The sequence below is a fragment of the Klebsiella sp. GG_Kp146 genome (genome assembly GCF_040061975.1).
In the GTDB taxonomy this organism is placed as follows: domain Bacteria; phylum Pseudomonadota; class Gammaproteobacteria; order Enterobacterales; family Enterobacteriaceae; genus Klebsiella; species Klebsiella quasipneumoniae.
In genome coordinates, this window is the sequence record NZ_JBEAHA010000014.1 from 13,364 (window position 1) to 31,126 (window position 17,763).

Annotated in this window: 16 protein-coding genes; 7 read left to right on the forward strand and 9 right to left on the reverse strand. The window is 58.9% G+C overall.

Translation table 11 applies throughout. The features are described from left to right. Positions 1-44: 44 nt before the first annotated feature. Positions 45-1,109, forward strand: a complete 1,065-nt coding sequence (locus ABLU95_RS16275; RefSeq protein WP_023289122.1) for a rhodanese-related sulfurtransferase — start codon at positions 45-47, stop codon at positions 1,107-1,109. On the opposite strand, the gene ABLU95_RS16280 is transcribed toward ABLU95_RS16275, so the two are convergent. From ABLU95_RS16280 to mdtH, 7 genes are all read right to left on the reverse strand, one after another. Continuing rightward, positions 1,095-1,208, reverse strand: a complete 114-nt coding sequence (locus tag ABLU95_RS16280) for a DUF2770 family protein (RefSeq protein WP_004204539.1) — start codon at positions 1,206-1,208, stop codon at positions 1,095-1,097. The two genes, ABLU95_RS16275 and ABLU95_RS16280, sit on opposite strands and share 15 nt — an antisense overlap. A 72-nt stretch (positions 1,209-1,280) precedes the next feature. Continuing rightward, positions 1,281-2,399 carry an N-methyl-L-tryptophan oxidase gene (gene solA, locus ABLU95_RS16285; RefSeq protein ID WP_109547547.1) on the reverse strand — a complete coding sequence of 373 codons (1,119 nt, stop codon included), beginning with the start codon at positions 2,397-2,399 and terminating at the stop codon, positions 1,281-1,283. A gap of 126 nt (positions 2,400-2,525) precedes the next feature. Further along, entirely contained in the window at positions 2,526-2,780 is a 255-nt protein-coding gene (gene bssS, locus ABLU95_RS16290) for a biofilm formation regulator BssS (protein ID WP_023289124.1), read from the reverse strand. 303 nt (positions 2,781-3,083) lie between these two features. After that, complete coding sequence (dinI, locus tag ABLU95_RS16295) at positions 3,084-3,335, reverse strand: DNA damage-inducible protein I (protein WP_023289125.1); 252 nt, start codon at positions 3,333-3,335, stop codon at positions 3,084-3,086. Between the two features lie 73 nt (positions 3,336-3,408). After that, on the reverse strand, positions 3,409-4,455 hold the full coding sequence (gene pyrC / locus ABLU95_RS16300; protein WP_023289126.1) for a dihydroorotase: 1,047 nt from the start codon (positions 4,453-4,455) through the stop codon (positions 3,409-3,411). A gap of 125 nt (positions 4,456-4,580) precedes the next feature. Further along, the gene (locus tag ABLU95_RS16305) at positions 4,581-5,141 is read right to left on the reverse strand and encodes a lipoprotein (protein WP_004204546.1); all 561 of its coding nucleotides are present in this window, start codon (positions 5,139-5,141) and stop codon (positions 4,581-4,583) included. A 113-nt stretch (positions 5,142-5,254) separates the two neighbouring features. Next, entirely contained in the window at positions 5,255-6,463 is a 1,209-nt protein-coding gene (gene mdtH, locus ABLU95_RS16310; protein ID WP_065881751.1) for a multidrug efflux MFS transporter MdtH, read from the reverse strand. A 228-nt stretch (positions 6,464-6,691) separates the two neighbouring features. On the opposite strand from mdtH, the gene rimJ reads away from it, so the two are divergent. From rimJ to murJ, 4 genes are all read left to right on the forward strand, one after another. After that, the gene (gene rimJ / locus ABLU95_RS16315) at positions 6,692-7,276 is read left to right on the forward strand and encodes a ribosomal protein S5-alanine N-acetyltransferase (protein ID WP_017900738.1); all 585 of its coding nucleotides are present in this window, start codon (positions 6,692-6,694) and stop codon (positions 7,274-7,276) included. Positions 7,277-7,285: 9 nt separating this feature from the next. Continuing rightward, on the forward strand, positions 7,286-7,939 hold the full coding sequence (locus ABLU95_RS16320) for a YceH family protein (protein ID WP_101994973.1): 654 nt from the start codon (positions 7,286-7,288) through the stop codon (positions 7,937-7,939). A 15-nt stretch (positions 7,940-7,954) separates the two neighbouring features. Beyond that, positions 7,955-8,866 carry a Gfo/Idh/MocA family oxidoreductase gene (locus ABLU95_RS16325; protein ID WP_072096704.1) on the forward strand — a complete coding sequence of 304 codons (912 nt, stop codon included), beginning with the start codon at positions 7,955-7,957 and terminating at the stop codon, positions 8,864-8,866. A 111-nt stretch (positions 8,867-8,977) separates the two neighbouring features. Further along, complete coding sequence (gene murJ / locus ABLU95_RS16330) at positions 8,978-10,513, forward strand: murein biosynthesis integral membrane protein MurJ (protein ID WP_086075497.1); 1,536 nt, start codon at positions 8,978-8,980, stop codon at positions 10,511-10,513. Between the two features lie 54 nt (positions 10,514-10,567). On the opposite strand, the gene ABLU95_RS16335 is transcribed toward murJ, so the two are convergent. Continuing rightward, entirely contained in the window at positions 10,568-11,782 is a 1,215-nt protein-coding gene (locus tag ABLU95_RS16335; RefSeq protein WP_023289132.1) for an MFS transporter, read from the reverse strand. Between the two features lie 16 nt (positions 11,783-11,798). Between ABLU95_RS16335 and ABLU95_RS16340 the strand changes: the two genes are divergently transcribed. Further along, a complete protein-coding gene (locus tag ABLU95_RS16340; protein ID WP_072096710.1) occupies positions 11,799-12,827 on the forward strand; it encodes a LysR family transcriptional regulator in 1,029 nt (342 codons plus the stop codon). Between the two features lie 40 nt (positions 12,828-12,867). Here the strand turns inward: ABLU95_RS16340 and rne are convergent, their stop codons facing one another. Continuing rightward, entirely contained in the window at positions 12,868-16,110 is a 3,243-nt protein-coding gene (gene rne / locus ABLU95_RS16345) for a ribonuclease E (protein WP_348879968.1), read from the reverse strand. Positions 16,111-16,808: 698 nt separating this feature from the next. Here rne and rluC point away from each other — a divergent pair. After that, positions 16,809-17,762 (forward strand): 23S rRNA pseudouridine(955/2504/2580) synthase RluC, encoded by a 954-nt coding sequence (gene rluC, locus ABLU95_RS16350; protein WP_012542245.1) that lies wholly within the window; start codon positions 16,809-16,811, stop codon positions 17,760-17,762. Position 17,763: the final 1 nt, after the last annotated feature.

Genomic DNA, 17,763 nt, shown 5'->3' on the forward strand with positions numbered 1-17,763 from the left:
TGCCCGCCGTTTATTTCCTCATTTCTATGTCGAGCAGGTACACCATGCCAGTGTTACACAACCGCATTTCAAATGAGACGTTAAAGGCGCAAATGCTGGCTGAAACCGAGCCGCGCACGACGATCTCATTCTATAAATATTTCACCATTGTCGATCCGCAAGCGACCCGCGATGCGCTGTGGGTTGCCTTAACCCAGTTGAAAGTCTTTGGCCGCATCTATCTGGCCCGGGAAGGGATCAACGCGCAAATCAGCGTGCCGGAAAGCAACGTTGAAGCCCTGCGTGAGTTTCTCAATGGCTTCGATCCGGCGCTGGCGGGGCTGCGTTTCAATATCGCTCTCGAGGACGACGGTAAATCGTTCTGGGTGCTACGTCTGAAAGTGCGCGACCGCATCGTTGCCGACGGCATCGACGATCCCTCTTTCGACGCCTCCAACGTTGGAGACTATCTCAAGGCGGCGGAGGTCAACGCGATGCTTGACGATCCGGATGCCGTGTTTATCGATATGCGCAACCACTATGAATATGAGGTGGGCCATTTCGAAAACGCGCTGGAGATCCCGGCGGATACCTTCCGCGACCAGTTGCCGAAAGCCGTTGAAATGATGCAGGACCATAAAGACAAGAAAATTGTCATGTATTGCACCGGTGGTATTCGCTGTGAAAAAGCCAGCGCCTGGATGAAGCATAACGGCTTCAATAAGGTCTGGCACATCGAGGGTGGCATCATTGAGTACGCCCGCCGCGCCCGTGAGCAGGGGCTGCCGGTGCGTTTCATTGGCAAAAACTTTGTCTTTGATGAACGGATGGGCGAGCGGATCTCCAATGACGTTATCGCGCACTGTCATCAGTGCGGCGCGCCGTGCGACACCCATACCAACTGCCTGAATGATGGCTGCCATCTGTTGTTTATCCAGTGCCCGAGCTGTGCCGAGAAATTTGCCGGCTGCTGTAGCGAAGCCTGCATGGAAGAGCATAAGCTGCCGGAAGAGGAGCAGCGTCAGCTGCGCGCCGGGCGTGAAAACGGCAATAAAATCTTTAACAAATCCCGTGGCCGGCTGAACACCAAACTCGGGATCCTCGATCCTGAGCCGTCAGAAAAACCATAACCAGACAAGATCGATGATCGCCAGCAGCAGCCAGAGCGCAAGGTAGATCATAAAGTGCTCGCGGACGTTATTGACCAGCAAATTAAACAGGCGACGCATAACCGCTCTCAATCACTAACGGCCTCGACAGAGGCCGTTTTTTTTGCCCGACGGCAAAAGTGCCGCATTCCATTACGCGTTAAAGCGCGCCAGCGAGAAGGGCGCCAGGTTGAAGCTCGAAGCTTCGCCCTGAGCAAACTGACTGGCAATTTCCCCCAGTACCGGGGCAAACTTAAAGCCGTGCCCGCTCAGACCGGTGATGAGCAGCGTGTCTGGTCTGCCGGGTAACGTATCGATAATAAAGTCTTCATCGACGGTATTATCGTAGGTACAGGAGGCGCCGTGCAGGCAGCCGCCGATCCCGGGCAGGACGTTACGCAAAAACGGAAACGATTCGGAGCCATCGCTGGCGACAGCGCCAAACGCCACTCGCTCCTGCGGCATGGAGATCGGCTGACCGCCGTTATGCTTGCCAATCTTCAGCTCGTTATCTTCCGCCGGGAAACCGTAGTATTGATCGCCGTTGGGCAACTCGCCGGTGAAGGCCGGGAAGTGATTCTTGCTGCTGTAACGGCCATCGGCCTGGTACCAGGCGAACACCTTGCGTACCGGCTGGATGGGGAGGTCCGGAAGCAGGCGGGTGACCCAGGTCCCGGCGCTGACCAGCAGCTTTTTACCGTGATATTCACCGTCGATAGTATCGATGGTGACCCCATCTGCATGGTGATGAATAGCCGAGACCGGGCAGTTGAATAGCTGCGCGCAGCCCGCTTCCCGCGCCAGACGGATCCAGGTTTCCACGGCCAGTTCGCTGCGCAGTACGCCGGAAGCGGGTTCAAAAATCGCCCGATAGTCATCGGGGAGGCGTATCTCCGGCCAGCGCTGCATCACGGCCTGGGCATCCAGCTCTTCCACCTCAAGCTGGAACGCACGGGCGCTGGCGGCAACGTTGGCGAGGAAAGGGGAGCTGGCGGGGCCGAGGTTTATGACGCCGGTGCGTTCAAACACGGCTTCGCCACTGATCTCGGCCAGTTCATCCCACAGCTGCTGGGCGCGCAGCACCAGCGGAACATATTTTTCACCTTCACCATAGGCGTGACGGATAAGACGGCTGCTGCCGTGATGGCTGCCTTCCTGGTGAGGAGGCTGATGGGCATCGGTCATCAGAACATTGAGTCCGGCACGACGCGCATAATAGCCAGCGGCGGCGCCGACGGAGCCGCTGCCGATAATGATAAGATCGTATTGCATGGTGAGTTCCGGGTAATTGCCTTGTTAGCAGGGTAATTAACTCCCTGTGCTTATACAAGCCCGAAAATAATTCAGGCACCCGCAGGTGCCTGTTAAGCTTATTGTTAAGTCATTCCGAGGGCCGCGTTAATGTCTGCGGTACTCGTTTTCCTGGTATTCGCCAGATTCAATTTTTGCAATGCCTGCTTCCAGGATTGAAATAAACTGACGTGCGACGTCCGTCGTTAGCCATAGCGTCTGGCCTATCTCAGCATCATGACTGTTTTCTTGAGCGGGGTTCTGGTAGTGCAGGCGCAACATCAGCGCATCGTAGCTATCAACGGTGCTGATGTCCCATCCAACGAGGGGATGGGTCTGAATGACTTCATTATTTTTTTCCATCATAACCCCTTATTCATATGTTAAAAGACAACAATTCTCGAGGTTTAATGCATGTTTTTTGAAGCAAGTTAATTATATCAGGGATCAAGAATAAACTCGAGAAATTAAATGAAAGGCAGCATGATTTTCTTGTTTTGCCGCTTTTTTACTCAAGATAAGCGTGCAAAACGGCCATTTTAGTCGATATTAAGCAGAATAATCAGGAATATTCTGAACATGAGAAGAGGATAAAAAAGCCGGGGCGACCCGGCAAAGAAAAGCACAATGAGGGAGCAAACCAGAGTAACTGGATCCCGCCATGCTTCAGGAGAGGTCGTGGACAAACCAGTCGTCCGCGCTTTCCCAGGTTTCTTGCAGGATTTCGCTTATCCGGTCTTTGTCTTCTTTCAGGCCGCCGAACACCGAGAGCTGATTGCCCGTGGCGTAGCGGACGCTCACCTGGCTGTCGATGGCCGGGAACTGTTCGGCGATACGGCGAGAGAGTTCGTTATTCAGCGCTTCCAGCGCGCCGTTGGGTAAGGCGGTCGTTTTGGCGATAGAGACTTCAATGCGCATAATTGCCCCCTGTGTTTGATACTGGTTATTTATACAGTATCTGGTGAGCATTGACAACAGGGGGCCGCGTTTTTTATCGCTTCATGGTCCAGCGGACGGTTTCACCTGCCAGGAACGGCACCAGGGTGTCATTGGGCAACGCAATACTGTCGACGACGGTCGTCTCTTCACGCACCAGTTCAACATAGCTTTCATTGACCGGCAGACCGTAAAAGCGCGGGCCGTTCAGCGAGCAGAAGGCCTCAAAGTGCTGCAGAGCGTTCATTTCTTCAAATACGGTGGCGTAGCTGCCGAGGGCGGTCGGGGCGTTGAAGCAGCCGGCGCAGCCGCAGCTGGCTTCCTTACGATGGCGGGCATGCGGCGCGGAGTCGGTGCCAAGGAAGACGCGGCTAAAGCCGCTGGCGACCAGTTCGCGCAGTGCCTGCTGATGAATATTGCGTTTGAGTACCGGCAGGCAGTACAAGTGAGGACGAATACCGCCGACCAGCATATGGTTACGGTTGAACATCAGATGCTGCGGGGTGATAGTGGCCGCCAGCAGTTCATTGCCGTCACGCACATACTCGGCGGCATCTTTGGTGGTGATATGCTCAAAGACCACCTTCAGGCCGGGCAGGCGCTGGCGCAGCGGCTCCATCACGGTTTCAATAAAGCGCGCTTCGCGGTCGAAAATATCAATCTCGGCATGGGTGACTTCGCCATGTACCAGCAGCGGCATCCCCAGTTTTTCCATCCGCTCCAGCACCGGCATAATAGCGTCGGTGCTGGTGACGCCGTGGCTGGAGTTGGTGGTGGCATTGGCCGGGTAAAGCTTGGCGGCGGTGAACACGCCTTCGTTAAAGCCGCGCTCCAGCTCAGCCGGGTCGAGGGAGTCTGTCAGATAGCAGGTCATCAGCGGGGTAAAATCGTGCCCGGCCGGGACGGCGTCCATAATGCGCTGGCGATAGGCGATAGCCGCCGCGACGGTGGTGACAGGCGGCACCAGATTCGGCATCACGATCGCCCGGCCATAAAACTCACTGGTATAAGGCACGACGGTTTTCAGCATATCGTCATCACGCAGATGGATATGCCAGTCGTCTGGGCGGCGGATTTTCAATACCTGGGATTGTGCTGTCATGGAAGGCTCCGGCTAATAGGTTCAGTCATCAGGGCTGTTTTTTGCCGGGCACTAAGGATAAGCGTAAACGTTTTCCTTTGCACTCATTTCCGTAAAAAATTGAGGGCGCCGCGGCGCCCTGGAGATTAATTGGTAAAGGGGATGACAATCTCGCCCGGCTTCACCTCTATGCCTTTGGCGTATTTCTTCGCCAGCGCTTCACCGGTGCTGGCGTCCTCACGCAGGACATAGGCAGGCTGCTGGCTGAAGTAACTGCGCAGCGACTGATTCAGATAGGGGAGCAGGGCCTGAATGACCGACTGCAGCTTCTCGGGCGCCACTTTGGCATCCACCACCTCCATTTCCTGCAGGAAGATGGCGCCTTTCTCTCTGTCAAAGGTTGGCAGCGCTTTGAGCTTCAGATCGATCGTCGCTTTCTGCGTACCGAACAGGGAGTTCAGGTCGACGTTAGCGATCCCGGTCAGCGTGACTTTGCCCGGCTCCTCGCGCCCGATGGCGCTGGTGAGGTTCTGCAGTTCGATATGGGCGTCGGCAACGCCTTTCAGACCAATATCTTTGGCAAAATGGTTTCGCTTCTGCAGGGCCTGGTTAATCTCCTGCTCGCTTACCGTGTATTGGGTCAGCTGATTACAGCCGCTCAGCAGGCCGCTGACAATCAGCGCGGCGGCGATCAAAATCTTTTTCATGGGGGTCCTCTGGCTCATATCTTCATTCATCCTGACACAAAGCATCATGACCTGTCAGCACCCTCGATACCAGCAGAATAGGCTGAAAGCGGGAGAAACCGCCGCCGCGCGCATCAGGTCCGCGGCTCCAGCATGCCGGAGGTAGAGCGTTTCGGACTAAACTGCCACCACAGCGCCAGGAAGGTGATAACCCCGATGGCCCCGAGCATCAGCCACGGCAGCTCGGGCTGACCCGCGGCCTTACCGGCATCAAACAGCCAGCCGCCGCCCGCATATCCCAGCGCGCCGCCAAAGGCGAGCCCCAGGCGGCTGAAGCCCATATAGCTGCCGCGCGCCCGGGCGTCCGCCAGCGAGGCGCCCAGCGTCTCCCGGGCGGGTTCGGCAATGATGGAGCCGATGTAAAACAGGCAGATCAGGGTAAACAGCTGTTGCAAACTGCTGGTCATGCCGATGGGGAGCATGGCCAGAGTCATCACCAGCAGACCGGCCATCAGCCGGTGCTCAAGGCGAAAACGTTTTTCGCTCCAGCGGGCAATGGGATAGAGCAGGGTCAGCGAAATGGTGGCTTCGATGGCGTACATCCACTTCACGGCGGCCGGCGAGCCGGCGATGTCATTCACCATGATCGGCAGCATCAGCATCACCTGCACCGCCAGCATGTAATAGCCCGTCAGCGTCAGGACATAGGTGACGAAGCGCTTGTCCCGCAGCACCCGGCCCAGCCCCTCGCGGATCGGCGTTTTCACCGTCGAGAGCTTCCATGCCGGCAGATACCAGGCGTTAAATGCCGCGCAGGCGATAAACAGCGCGGCGCCGGCGCTGCACACCAGGCGGAAATCATACTGCAGCAGCCAGCTGCCCAGCAGCGCGCCAATCACCGCGCCGGCGCTATCCTGCATCATCAGGATGGAGAAAAAGCGGCCGCGCTGATGCGGGCGCACCAGCTTAACCACCAGCGCCGCCCGCGGCGGATCGAACAGCGTGCCGCCGAGCCCGGAAAGTATGCACGAGAACCACAGCACCCACGGCTCATGGGCGACGGCCATCGCCGCGAAGCCGCCGGCGCGCATCAGCATACCGGTGACGATCATCGGTTTGGCGCCGAAGCGGTCGGCGATAGCGCCGCCAAAGATACCTAATCCCTGCTGCACCAACTGGCGCAGGCCGAGTGCGATGCCGACCATCAGCGCCGCCCAGCCCATCTGATCGACAAAGCGGATGGAAATCAGCGGGAAGACGACAAAAAAGCCCAACACGACCAGCATGTTATCGACTAACAGGAAATATTTACCCAGGCTCCTTGCCTGCGAGACGCGGGACATTTCCCCTCCAGGGAAAAATAGAGATAAGCGTGGATATTCTGCGGGCAATCTGCTGCTTTTCCCAGCGCCCTTGCGACAATATTTTTTTATCAAAATGCAAGTTCGATTGAGGCTATTCATCGAAAAGAGGAGATGGCGCAGAAAATGGTATGTTGCTGTTTTCACACCGTCGCGCAGGACAGGTATAGTGAAGGCAGCAAGAATGAAGTCAGGGGGACTGAAAAGGAAATGTTTGGCTATCGCAGTAACGTGCCGAAGGTGCGTTTGACGACGGACCGGCTGGTGGTGCGCCTGGTTCACGATCGTGACGCCTGGCGTCTGGCCGATTATTACGCCGAGAATAAGGCGTTCTTAAAACCCTGGGAGCCGGTTCGTGACGACAGCCACTGCTATCCTTCCGGATGGCAGGCGCGTCTGTCGATGATCGCCGAGTTTCATAAACAGGGGTCTGCTTTTTATTTCGCGCTGCTCGATCCGGAGGAAAAGGAGATCGTCGGCGTGGCGAACTTTTCCAACGTGGTGCGTGGATCATTCCATGCCTGCTATCTCGGCTACTCTATTGGCGAGAAGTGGCAGGGGCAGGGGCTGATGTTTGAAGCGCTGACGTCAGCGATTCGCTATATGCAGCGTACGCAGCATATTCATCGCATTATGGCCAACTATATGCCGCATAATCAGCGCAGCGGCGCGCTGCTGGCGCGGTTGGGGTTTGAAAAAGAGGGTTACGCCAAAGATTACCTGCTGATCGACGGGCAGTGGCGTGACCATGTATTGACGGCGCTAACGACGCCGGACTGGTCAGCGGGACGTTAAGGAGAGAGGATGAAATATCAGTTAACCGCGCATGAAGCGCGCGTCATTGGCTGTCTGCTGGAAAAGCAGGTCACCACGCCCGAGCAGTATCCGCTGTCGGTGAACGCCGTCGTGACCGCCTGCAATCAGAAAACCAACCGCGAGCCGGTGATGTCGCTGAGCGAAGGCGAGGTCCAGACGCTGCTGGATACCCTGGTGAAACGCCACTATCTGCGCACGGTCAACGGATTCGGCAATCGGGTAACCAAGTATGAGCAGCGCTTTTGCAACTCCGAATTTGGCGATCTGAAGCTCAGCGCCGGCGAGGTGGCGGTGGTGACGACGCTGCTGCTGCGCGGCGCCCAGACGCCGGGTGAATTACGCAGTCGGGCGCAGCGGATGCATGAGTTCAGCGATATGGCGGAAGTGGAAAGCGTGCTGGAAGGGCTGGCGACCCGCGAAGATGGTCCCTTCGTCGCCCGTCTGCCCCGGGAGCCGGGAAAACGGGAAAGCCGCTATATGCATCTGTTTTGCGACGAGATGGATACGCTGATCACGACGGTGGAAGCACTCGCGCCGCTGGAAGAGGATGACGATCTGCGAGCCAGGGTTGAAGCGCTGGAAGGCGAGGTGGCGGAGCTGAAAGCGCGCCTCGATTCGCTGTTACACCATCTGGGGGACTAAAACGTGGGGACAAGATTGCGCATCGGAGTGGTTGGCTTAGGCGGCATTGCGCAGAAAGCGTGGCTGCCGGTGCTGGGGGCGGCGGAAAGCTGGACGCTGCAGGCGGCCTGGTCGCCGGGAAAAGAGAAGGCGCTGCGGGTCTGCGAAACCTGGCGGATCCCCTACGCTGAATCACTGGATGCTCTGGCGGCGCAGTGCGATGCGGTTTTTGTCCATACGTCGACGGCTTCACATTATGAAGTGGTGAATCATTTGCTGAATGCCGGGGTTCATGTTTGCGTGGACAAACCGCTGGCGGACAAGCTGAGTGAGGCGGAGATGCTGGTCGAGCTGGCGGCGCGGCGGCGTCTGACGCTGATGGTCGGTTTCAATCGCCGCTTCGCGCCGCTCTATCGGGAGCTGAAGGGACGGCTGGGCGAGGCGGCCTCGCTGCGGATGGATAAGCACCGCAGCGATAGCGTGGGCAACGATCTGCGCTTTACCCTGCTTGATGACTATCTGCACGTGGTGGATACCGCGCTATGGCTGGCCGACGGTCAGGCGCGTCTGCGCGGTGGCGCGCTACAGATCACTCCGCAGGGCGAGATGCTCTATGCCGAACACCAGTTCAGTTCGCCCCGGCTGCAGGTCACCACCAGCATGCACCGCCGCGCAGGCAGCCAGCGCGAGTGGGTGCAGGCGGTGACGGATGGCGGGCTATATGCCGTCAGCGAGATGCGCGAATGGCAGGAAGAGTGCGGTCACGGCGTGGTCCAGCGCCCGGTCGCCGGCTGGCAAACCACCCTGGAGCAGCGCGGCTTTGTCGGCTGCGCGCGCCATTTTATCGAATGCGTGCAAAATCAGACCGTTCCTGAAACTGCAGGCGAACAGGCGCTGCTGGCTCAGCGGGTGGTCGACAAACTCTGGCGCGACGCCATTAGCGAATAATCCGTTGTAACAACTGACAGTAGTAATTCATGTTGAACCCGGTAGACTATCGCCACTTTCCAGCGCCCGCATTTGCGGGCGTTTTACTCCAGGGTTTGGAATAACAGCGTAATGAACCTTTTAAAATCACTGGCGGCCGTCAGTTCGATGACCATGTTTTCGCGCGTGCTGGGCTTTGCCCGCGATGCGATTGTGGCGCGCATTTTTGGCGCCGGGATGGCGACCGACGCCTTTTTCGTCGCCTTCAAACTGCCTAATCTGCTGCGGCGTATTTTTGCCGAAGGCGCCTTCTCGCAGGCGTTTGTGCCGATCCTTGCCGAATATAAAAGCAAACAGGGCGAAGATGCCACCCGGGTGTTTGTCTCGTATGTCTCCGGATTGCTGACCCTGGCCCTGGCGATCGTCACCGTTATCGGGATGCTGGCGGCGCCGTGGGTGATCACCATCACCGCCCCCGGGTTTGCTGATACCGCCGATAAATTTGCGCTGACCACCCAATTGCTGCGCATTACCTTCCCCTATATTTTGCTGATCTCCCTGGCCTCGCTGGTGGGGGCGATCCTCAATACCTGGAACCGCTTCTCGGTGCCGGCCTTTGCGCCGACGTTCCTTAACGTCAGCATGATTGGCTTTGCGCTGTTTGCCGCGCCGTACTTCCATCCGCCGGTGCTGGCGCTGGCCTGGGCTGTCACTATCGGCGGCGTGCTGCAGCTGGCCTACCAGCTGCCGCACCTGAAGAAGATTGGCATGCTGGTCCTGCCGCGCATCAATCTGAAAGATGCCGGCGCGATGCGGGTGGTGAAGCAGATGGGCCCGGCGATCCTCGGCGTGTCGGTAAGCCAGATCTCCCTTATCATCAATACCATCTTCGCTTCGTTTCTCGTGTCGGGATCGGTGTCGTGGATGTACTATGCTGACCGCCTGATGGAGTTTCCGTCCGGTGTTCTGGGGGTGGCGCTCGGCACTATCCTGCTGCCCTCGCTGTCAAAAAGCTTCGCCAGCGGTAATCATGACGAGTATTGCCGGCTGATGGACTGGGGGCTGCGTCTCTGCTTCCTGCTGGCGCTGCCGAGCGCGGTGGCGCTGGGGATCCTCGCTAAACCGCTGACCGTGGCCCTGTTCCAGTACGGCAAATTTAGCGCCTTTGATGCGGCGATGACCCAGCGCGCGCTGGTGGCTTATTCCGTGGGGCTCATGGGGCTTATCGTGGTGAAGGTGCTGGCGCCGGGTTTCTATTCCCGTCAGGACATCAAGACCCCGGTCAAGATTGCCATTGTCACCCTGATTATGACCCAGGTGATGAACCTGGCGTTTATCGGCCCGCTGAAGCATGCGGGTCTGTCGCTGTCCATCGGTCTGGCGGCCTGCCTGAACGCTGCGCTGCTTTACTGGCAGTTGCGTAAACAGAAAATTTTCACCCCTCAACCGGGCTGGCTGGCCTTCCTGCTGCGTCTGATTGCTGCGGTGCTGGTCATGGCCGCGGCGCTGCTGGGCGTCATGCATCTCATGCCGGAGTGGTCGCTGGGGACGATGCCGTTCCGTCTGATGCGTCTGCTGGTGGTGGTGATCGCCGGAGTGGTGGCCTATTTCGCCACACTGCTGCTGCTGGGCTTCCGCGTGAAAGAGTTTGCCCGTCGTACAGCGTAATCGCTTGAATGGGAATTGATGAACCCGCTTCGCCTCAGGCGAAGCGGGTTTTTTTTATGATGCGCGGCGTTCGGCTGCAACGATACGGGCATTCTCCAGCAAGCGGATCGCCAGGGCAATCGCCCCGCTGACCACCGCCAGGGTAACCACCCCGTTCCAGCCGGCCAGTACGTAAAGCTTGCTGCCCAGCACCGACCCCAGCGACATCCCAATGAAGACCACGGTAAACAGCAGAGCGTTCAGGCGGCCGCGGGCCTGTGGCTCGAGGCCATACACCAGGTTCTGATGCGCCACCAGGCTTGACTGCAGGCCAAGGTCGAAGCCAATCGCCGACAGGGCAATCAGCGCCAGCTGGCCATGCAGTGGCAGCAGCGGCAGTATAAACATCAGGGCGAAGGAGACGGTGACCAGCGCCGCCCCCATTTGCGTCACTTTACCGGCGCCAAATTTATCGGCCAGTCCGCCGGCCAGCGGCGCGGCCAGCGCCCCGGCGGCCCCGGCGATACCAAAGCCGCCCGCTACCGCGCTGCCCATGTGATAGTGTTCGGAGAGCATCACCGCCAGCGTCGACCAGAAGGCGCTGAAGGCGACAGAGAGCGCCCCCTGAGCCAGCGCAGCGCGGCGTAGCGCCGGGTAACGCTGCCAGAGATGCGCCATCGAGGCCATCAACTGCGGATAGCTCAGCGTCGAGTGAATGGCGAAGCGCGGCAGCACCCGCCACATCACCAGGCCAATCAGCGCCACGCTGACCGCCGCCGCCTGATACATCACCCGCCAGCCGAACACTGCGCCCACCACGCCGCTGACCGTCCGGGAAAGCAGGATCCCCAGCAGCAGCCCGGTCATCACCGTGCCCACCATTTTTCCCTGCTTGCCCGCCGGGGCGAGGATCGCCGCCGCCGGGACGATATCCTGCGCCATGGTCGCCGCCATACCGATCAGCAGACTAACCACCAGCAGTGAGCTGAGCTGGCCGGTGAGGCTGCACAGCAGCAGCAGGAGCGCCAGCAGCGCGCTTTTCACCAGGATCAGCCGGCGGCGATCGTGGCGGTCGCCGAGCGGAAGCAGGAACAGAATGCCGAGCGCATAACCCGCCTGCGTCAGCGTAGGGACCAGACCCATACCTTCTACCGTCAGGTGGAGATTGGCGCCCATCAACGGCAGCAGCGGCTGCGCGTAGTAGATAGAGGCGACGCTAAAGCCAGCGCCGAGCGCGAGAATGAAGATAATCCAGCCTGCGTCGCGGGCGGAAAGAGAAGTCGGTGTCATGATCAGTGCCTCGTGTATGCGATGGGGCTATTTTTCCCTGAACGCGGCTGGCGCGGTAGCTGGGCTGGTGGTAAAACGGTTATACGTAGCACGTATAGGCAAAAGAAGAATGAAAAGACAGGAGCGTATAGACCGCATTGAGCTGATGCGCACTTATATCCGCATTGTGGAGACCGGGTCTCTCTCCGCCGCGGCGGGACAGATGGATACCACTCAGGCGACCGTCAGCCGCCGCCTGCAGTCCCTTGAAGGGCTGCTGGGGGTCAAGCTGATCCTGCGTACCACCCATGCGATGAAGCTCACTGACGATGGCGAACGCTGCTACCGTCACGCTCGCCAGCTGGTGGATGCCTGGCTGGCGCTGGAAGATGACCTGCGTATTGCCGACGATCGGCCGGTAGGGGTGCTGCGGGTGAGGGCACCGCACGCTTTTGGCCAGCAGCAGCTGCTGGGGCCGCTGGTCGCCTTTCTCCAGCGTCATCCGCAGCTGTCGGTGGAGTGGATGCTGAATGATAATACTGTCGACTTTCTCAGCGATAATATCGACTGCGCCATCCGCGTGGGGGCGGAGGTGGATCCGGCCACGGTCTCCGTGCTGCTGGCGGAAGTGCCGCGCTGCGTGGTGGCCTCTCCTGAACTGCTGGCGAAGTACCCGCCGTTAACCTCGCTGGAGGCATTATCCGGCCTGCCGTGGATCGCCATTAACACCTTTTATCAGCATGAGGTACGGCTCCGACATCAGGTAAGCGGGCAGATCGTCTCCACGGCGATTACCCCCTGTCTGAGCACCGACAGCCTGTACGTCGCGCGCAATACCGCGCTGGCGGGTCTGGGGGTGGCGATGGTGTCCAGCTGGACGGTGGCGGAGGATCTTGCCGCCGGAAGGTTGACAGAGCTGTTCCCGCAGTGGCGTCCCGCCTCGCTGCCGGTCCATCTGGTCTATCCCTGGGCGCGCTATTATCCGACGCGGCTGCGTAAGTTCCTTGACCTGATGCGGGAGATCATGCCGGACCTCGCCGGCATGCAGCCTCCGCAAAGCGCATAAAAAAAACCGGCCAGGAGGCCGGTTTTTTTATTTAGCACGCTTACTCGACGGGCTGTGGGCGGGTCGGTTCAGCGGTGGCTTTATGAGTCGCGCTATGACCGCCGGCGGCGCCTTTACCTTCAAAGGCGAATGGCGGCCGCACCCAGGTGCTGTGGCGCGGTGCTTCCGGGACATAGTCCGGCGCTGGCGCACGGGTCATTGGCGCGGTGGCATGGCGATGACTCGCCACCACTACCGGCTTGCTCACCGGTGGCTCGGCTTTGACCGGCTCGACAGGCGCTGCTTCGACAACCGGTGCTTCAACCACAGTTTCCGGCGCCGGGGCGATGGTTTCCACTGGCGCTTCAACGACAGGCGCCGTTTCCACCACTTCAGGTTCTACCACCACCGGCTCGGCGTCGATCGTCACTGGCGCGATAGCCTGAGGCGCTTCGACAGCCGGCGCTTCGGTGACCAGCTCCTGCGGCGCAGGCTCGACGGCTGCTGGCGCGACAACTTCCGCAGCATCAACGACCACCGGCTCGGCGGCCGCGACCGGCTCGACGACCACAGGCTCAGCGGTAACCGGCTCCATAGTAGCCGGCTCGACTGTGACCGGCGCAGCGGTAACGGTTTCAACGACGGCAACCGGGGCCGCAACGGCCGCGACGGTTTCCACGACGTTGTCGTCCTGAACCTGAACCTCTTCCGGCTGCTGGTCCTGCGGACGAACCACCGGGTAGCGGATCCAGACTTTACCGGAAGCCATCTCCGGCGATGCGCAGGCCACGGTCAGCGGCATTGGCGACTGGGTCGGATAGCGTTCGTCACGATAGCGACGACGACGCTGACCGCTGACGCGCAGGTGACGCGGGGAACGACGTGAACGACGCGGCATACCGTTCGCTTCACGGGATTCGCCATTTTCGTCCTGGTCCGCCACGCTCTCCACGACTGCTGGCAGCTCGGTTTTCACCGGCTCGCTGCGCGGAGCGATAACTTCCGCCACTACGGCTTCTGGCACGATCTCGGCAACCTGCTCAACGACAGCGGACTCGACGCGTACTTTCTGTGCCAGCTGGCGCGGTTTACGACGCGGCAGGGTCTGCACACGCTCTTCCTGCTCCGTCTCCTGCACTACCGGCTCTTCGCGTGTCTGCGCTTTGGCTTCCTGCTGCGCCTGACGTTTGTCGTCATTGCGGCGGCGGGTGCGTTCGCGGCGCGGCTGCTGCTCGTCACGAGATTTCGCTTTTTCCGCATCGTCACCTGAGGTCTGGCGAACATCGCGGGCTTCCACGTTCTGCGACGGCTTCTCGCGACGGTTGCGACGGTTCTCTTCACGCGATTCGCGCGGTTCACGGCCTTCGTTATTCTCGGCACGCGCGTCGCGGTTATCACGGTTGTCGCGGTTGTCGCGATTATCACGATTGTCGCGATTGTCACGACGGTCGTTGCGATCGCGGCGGTTGTTGGCGCGCGGTTTACGGCGCTCCTGCTGACGCTCCGGTTTTTCTTCCGCTTTCTTCTCGACCTGAACTTCAGCCGGTTTGGCCTCTTCGGCGCCAGAGAAGATATTCTTCAGCGCGCTGAAGAAGCGCGAGAGCAGGCCAGGCTGCGCCGGTGCGGCGGCCGCGACCGGGGTCGCTGCGGCGACAGGCGCGGCGGCTGGCTCTTCGAGCATCGGGGCCGGCGGCGCGTCAGGCATGACAAAAGCGGCGAGGGCCGGTTGTTCCGGACGTTTCCGTTCTGCCGGCTCATCGTCGCCCGGCAGCGCCATCTCTTCTTCATGCAGCTTCGGCAGCAGGTAGCTCAGCGTTGAGGTCTCTTCACCTTTGCGCACGCGCAGGACGGAGTAGTGCGGCGTCTGCATTTCGTCGTTTGGCACGATGATCACGCGCACATCGCCCTGACGGGATTCAATAGCGCTCACCGCGGCACGTTTTTCGTTCAGCAGATAGGAGGCGATCGGTACCGGAACGATGGCATGAACTTCTTTGGTGTTCTCTTTCAGCGCTTCTTCTTCAATCAGACGCAGAATAGAGAGCGACAGCGATTCGTTATCACGCACGGTGCCGGTGCCGGAGCAGCGCGGGCAGACGTGGTGGCTGGATTCGCCCAGCGACGGACTCAGGCGCTGGCGGGACATCTCCAGCAGGCCGAAGCGCGAGATATGGCTGATCTGAATGCGCGCCCGGTCCTGACGGACGGCTTCGCGCAGACGGTTCTCCACGGCGCGCTGGTGGCGAACCGGAGTCATATCGATAAAGTCGATAACGATCAGGCCGCCGAGGTCGCGCAGACGCAGCTGGCGGGCAATCTCGTCAGCCGCTTCGAGGTTGGTGTTGAACGCCGTCTCTTCGATATCGCCGCCGCGGGTAGCGCGGGCGGAGTTGATATCGATAGCGGTCAGCGCTTCAGTGCTGTCGATGACGATAGAACCGCCGGACGGCAGACGGACTTCACGCTGGAAGGCGGATTCAATCTGGGATTCGATCTGGTAGTGGCTGAACAGCGGGATTTCACCGGTGTACAGTTTGATTTTGCTGCTGAAATCCGGACGACCCAGCGCGGCGATATGCTGGCGCGCCAGCTCAAGCACTTTCGGGTTATCGATCAGGATTTCGCCGATATCCTGGCGCAGGTAGTCACGGAAGGCGCGGACAATGACGTTGCTTTCCTGGTGGATCAGGAACGGCGCCGGACGGCTTTCCGCGGCTTTCTGAATCGCTTCCCAGTGTTTCAGACGGAAGCTCAGGTCCCACTGCAGGGCTTCGGCGGATTTGCCGACGCCAGCGGTGCGAACGATAAGGCCCATGCCGTCCGGAAGCTCCAGGCTCGCCAGCGCTTCTTTCAGTTCGGTACGGTCGTCGCCCTCGATGCGGCGGGAAATTCCCCCTGCGCGCGGGTTGTTCGGCATCAGTACCAGATAGCTGCCCGCCAGGCTGATAAAGGTGGTGAGCGCAGCGCCTTTGTTGCCGCGTTCTTCTTTATCAATCTGCACGATAACTTCCTGACCTTCACGCAGTACGTCTTTGATATTAGGACGACCATGCGCATTGTAGTTGGCGGGGAAGTATTCGCGGGCGATTTCTTTGAGGGGGAGGAAACCATGACGCTCGGCGCCGTAATCAACAAACGCGGCTTCAAGGCTGGGTTCAATGCGGGTGATTTTGCCTTTGTAGATGTTCGCTTTTTTCTGTTCGTGCCCGGGGCTTTCGATATCCAGGTCGTACAGGCGCTGCCCATCAACAAGGGCGACGCGCAACTCTTCCTGCTGAGTTGCGTTGATTAACATTCTTTTCATCGTAACTTACTCATTATTCTTACATTGACGACTAAGCTGCGGGCAGAGTAATGCCTTTCCGGGGGAAAACCGATGGCCTCGTGTCTGGTTCACGTCGCCAACCTCACGGTTGTCGCGCGCTTAAGAGGCGCAGAGTGTCGGTCGCCTGTGTTTCAAACGGAAACACAGCGCAATTATTCAGGGAACAGCCTGGGATGTATCACCAGAGAATATTCCATTTATACTCGTCGTCTTTCGCGTTGCAGGCATGATGGCTTAACCTGCTCACCTCGATCGGCTGATCCAGATGAGCTCCCGGGAGTCCCGGAGTTGACGCCTTCCTGCGACTTGAAATCCATAGAGCCTGTACCGGTAAGGACTGCAACCCGCAGCCCGCTAACTGTCTGAAAGATCACAACGTCTTACGCCATTGCTGCGTGGGCGATCGGTCAGACAAAATTGGTCATTCCGCTAATGTCTTGTTCTAACAAGATGCAATACGGAAAACGGTCTCATTATTCCATTGCTAACCTTGTTATAGCAAGTTGACTTTCACCTTTTATCACCCGGTTACTCACAGTTTTATCACCTGCCCATACAGATTGTTCTAATAACAAACAATATGGCGGTCAGGCAAACCGTGAAAACAGGATAATGATAAATATAAGCATATAAAAATGAGTGGCGCTAATGCGTCCGGCTATTTAGAATCGCGCACCATGAAAACTGAGACCCCAACCGTAAAAATGGTTGCCATTGCTGCTGATGAAGCGGGGCAACGTATCGACAACTTTTTGCGTACGCAATTGAAAGGCGTACCGAAGAGCATGATTTATCGTATCCTGCGTAAAGGCGAGGTGCGGGTGAATAAAAAACGCGTGAAGCCGGAGTATAAGCTGGAAGCGGGCGATGAAGTCCGTATCCCGCCGGTGCGCGTGGCGGAGCGTGAAGAAGAGGCGGTATCGCCGCATCTGCAGAAAGTCGCGGCGCTCTCTGAGGTGATCCTCTATGAAGACGATCATATTCTGGTCCTCAATAAGCCTTCCGGCACTGCGGTACATGGCGGCAGCGGCCTGAGCTTCGGGGTGATTGAAGGGCTGCGCGCCCTGCGCCCGGAGGCGCGCTTCCTTGAGCTGGTGCATCGACTCGACCGCGATACTTCAGGCGTGCTGCTGGTGGCGAAAAAGCGCTCGGCGCTGCGTTCGCTGCACGAGCAACTGCGCGATAAAGGCATGCAGAAAGACTATCTGGCGCTGGTGCGCGGCCAGTGGCAGTCGCATACCAAAGTAGTGCAGGCCCCGCTGTTGAAGAACATTCTGCAAAGCGGGGAGCGAATTGTCCGCGTGAGTCAGGAAGGCAAGCCGTCAGAGACGCGCTTTAAAGTGGAAGAGCGTTATGAATTCGCCACGCTGGTGCGCTGCAGTCCAGTCACCGGGCGCACCCATCAGATTCGCGTTCATACCCAGTATGCTGGCCATCCTATCGCTTTTGACGACCGCTATGGCGACCGCGAATTTGATAAGCAACTCTCTGGTACCGGCTTAAACCGCCTGTTCCTCCACGCTGCTGCGCTGAAGTTTACCCACCCGGGGAGCGGGGAGGTGATGCGCGTTGAGGCGCCGCTGGATAACCAGCTGAAGCACTGTTTACAGGTGCTACGGAAGAGCAAATAAG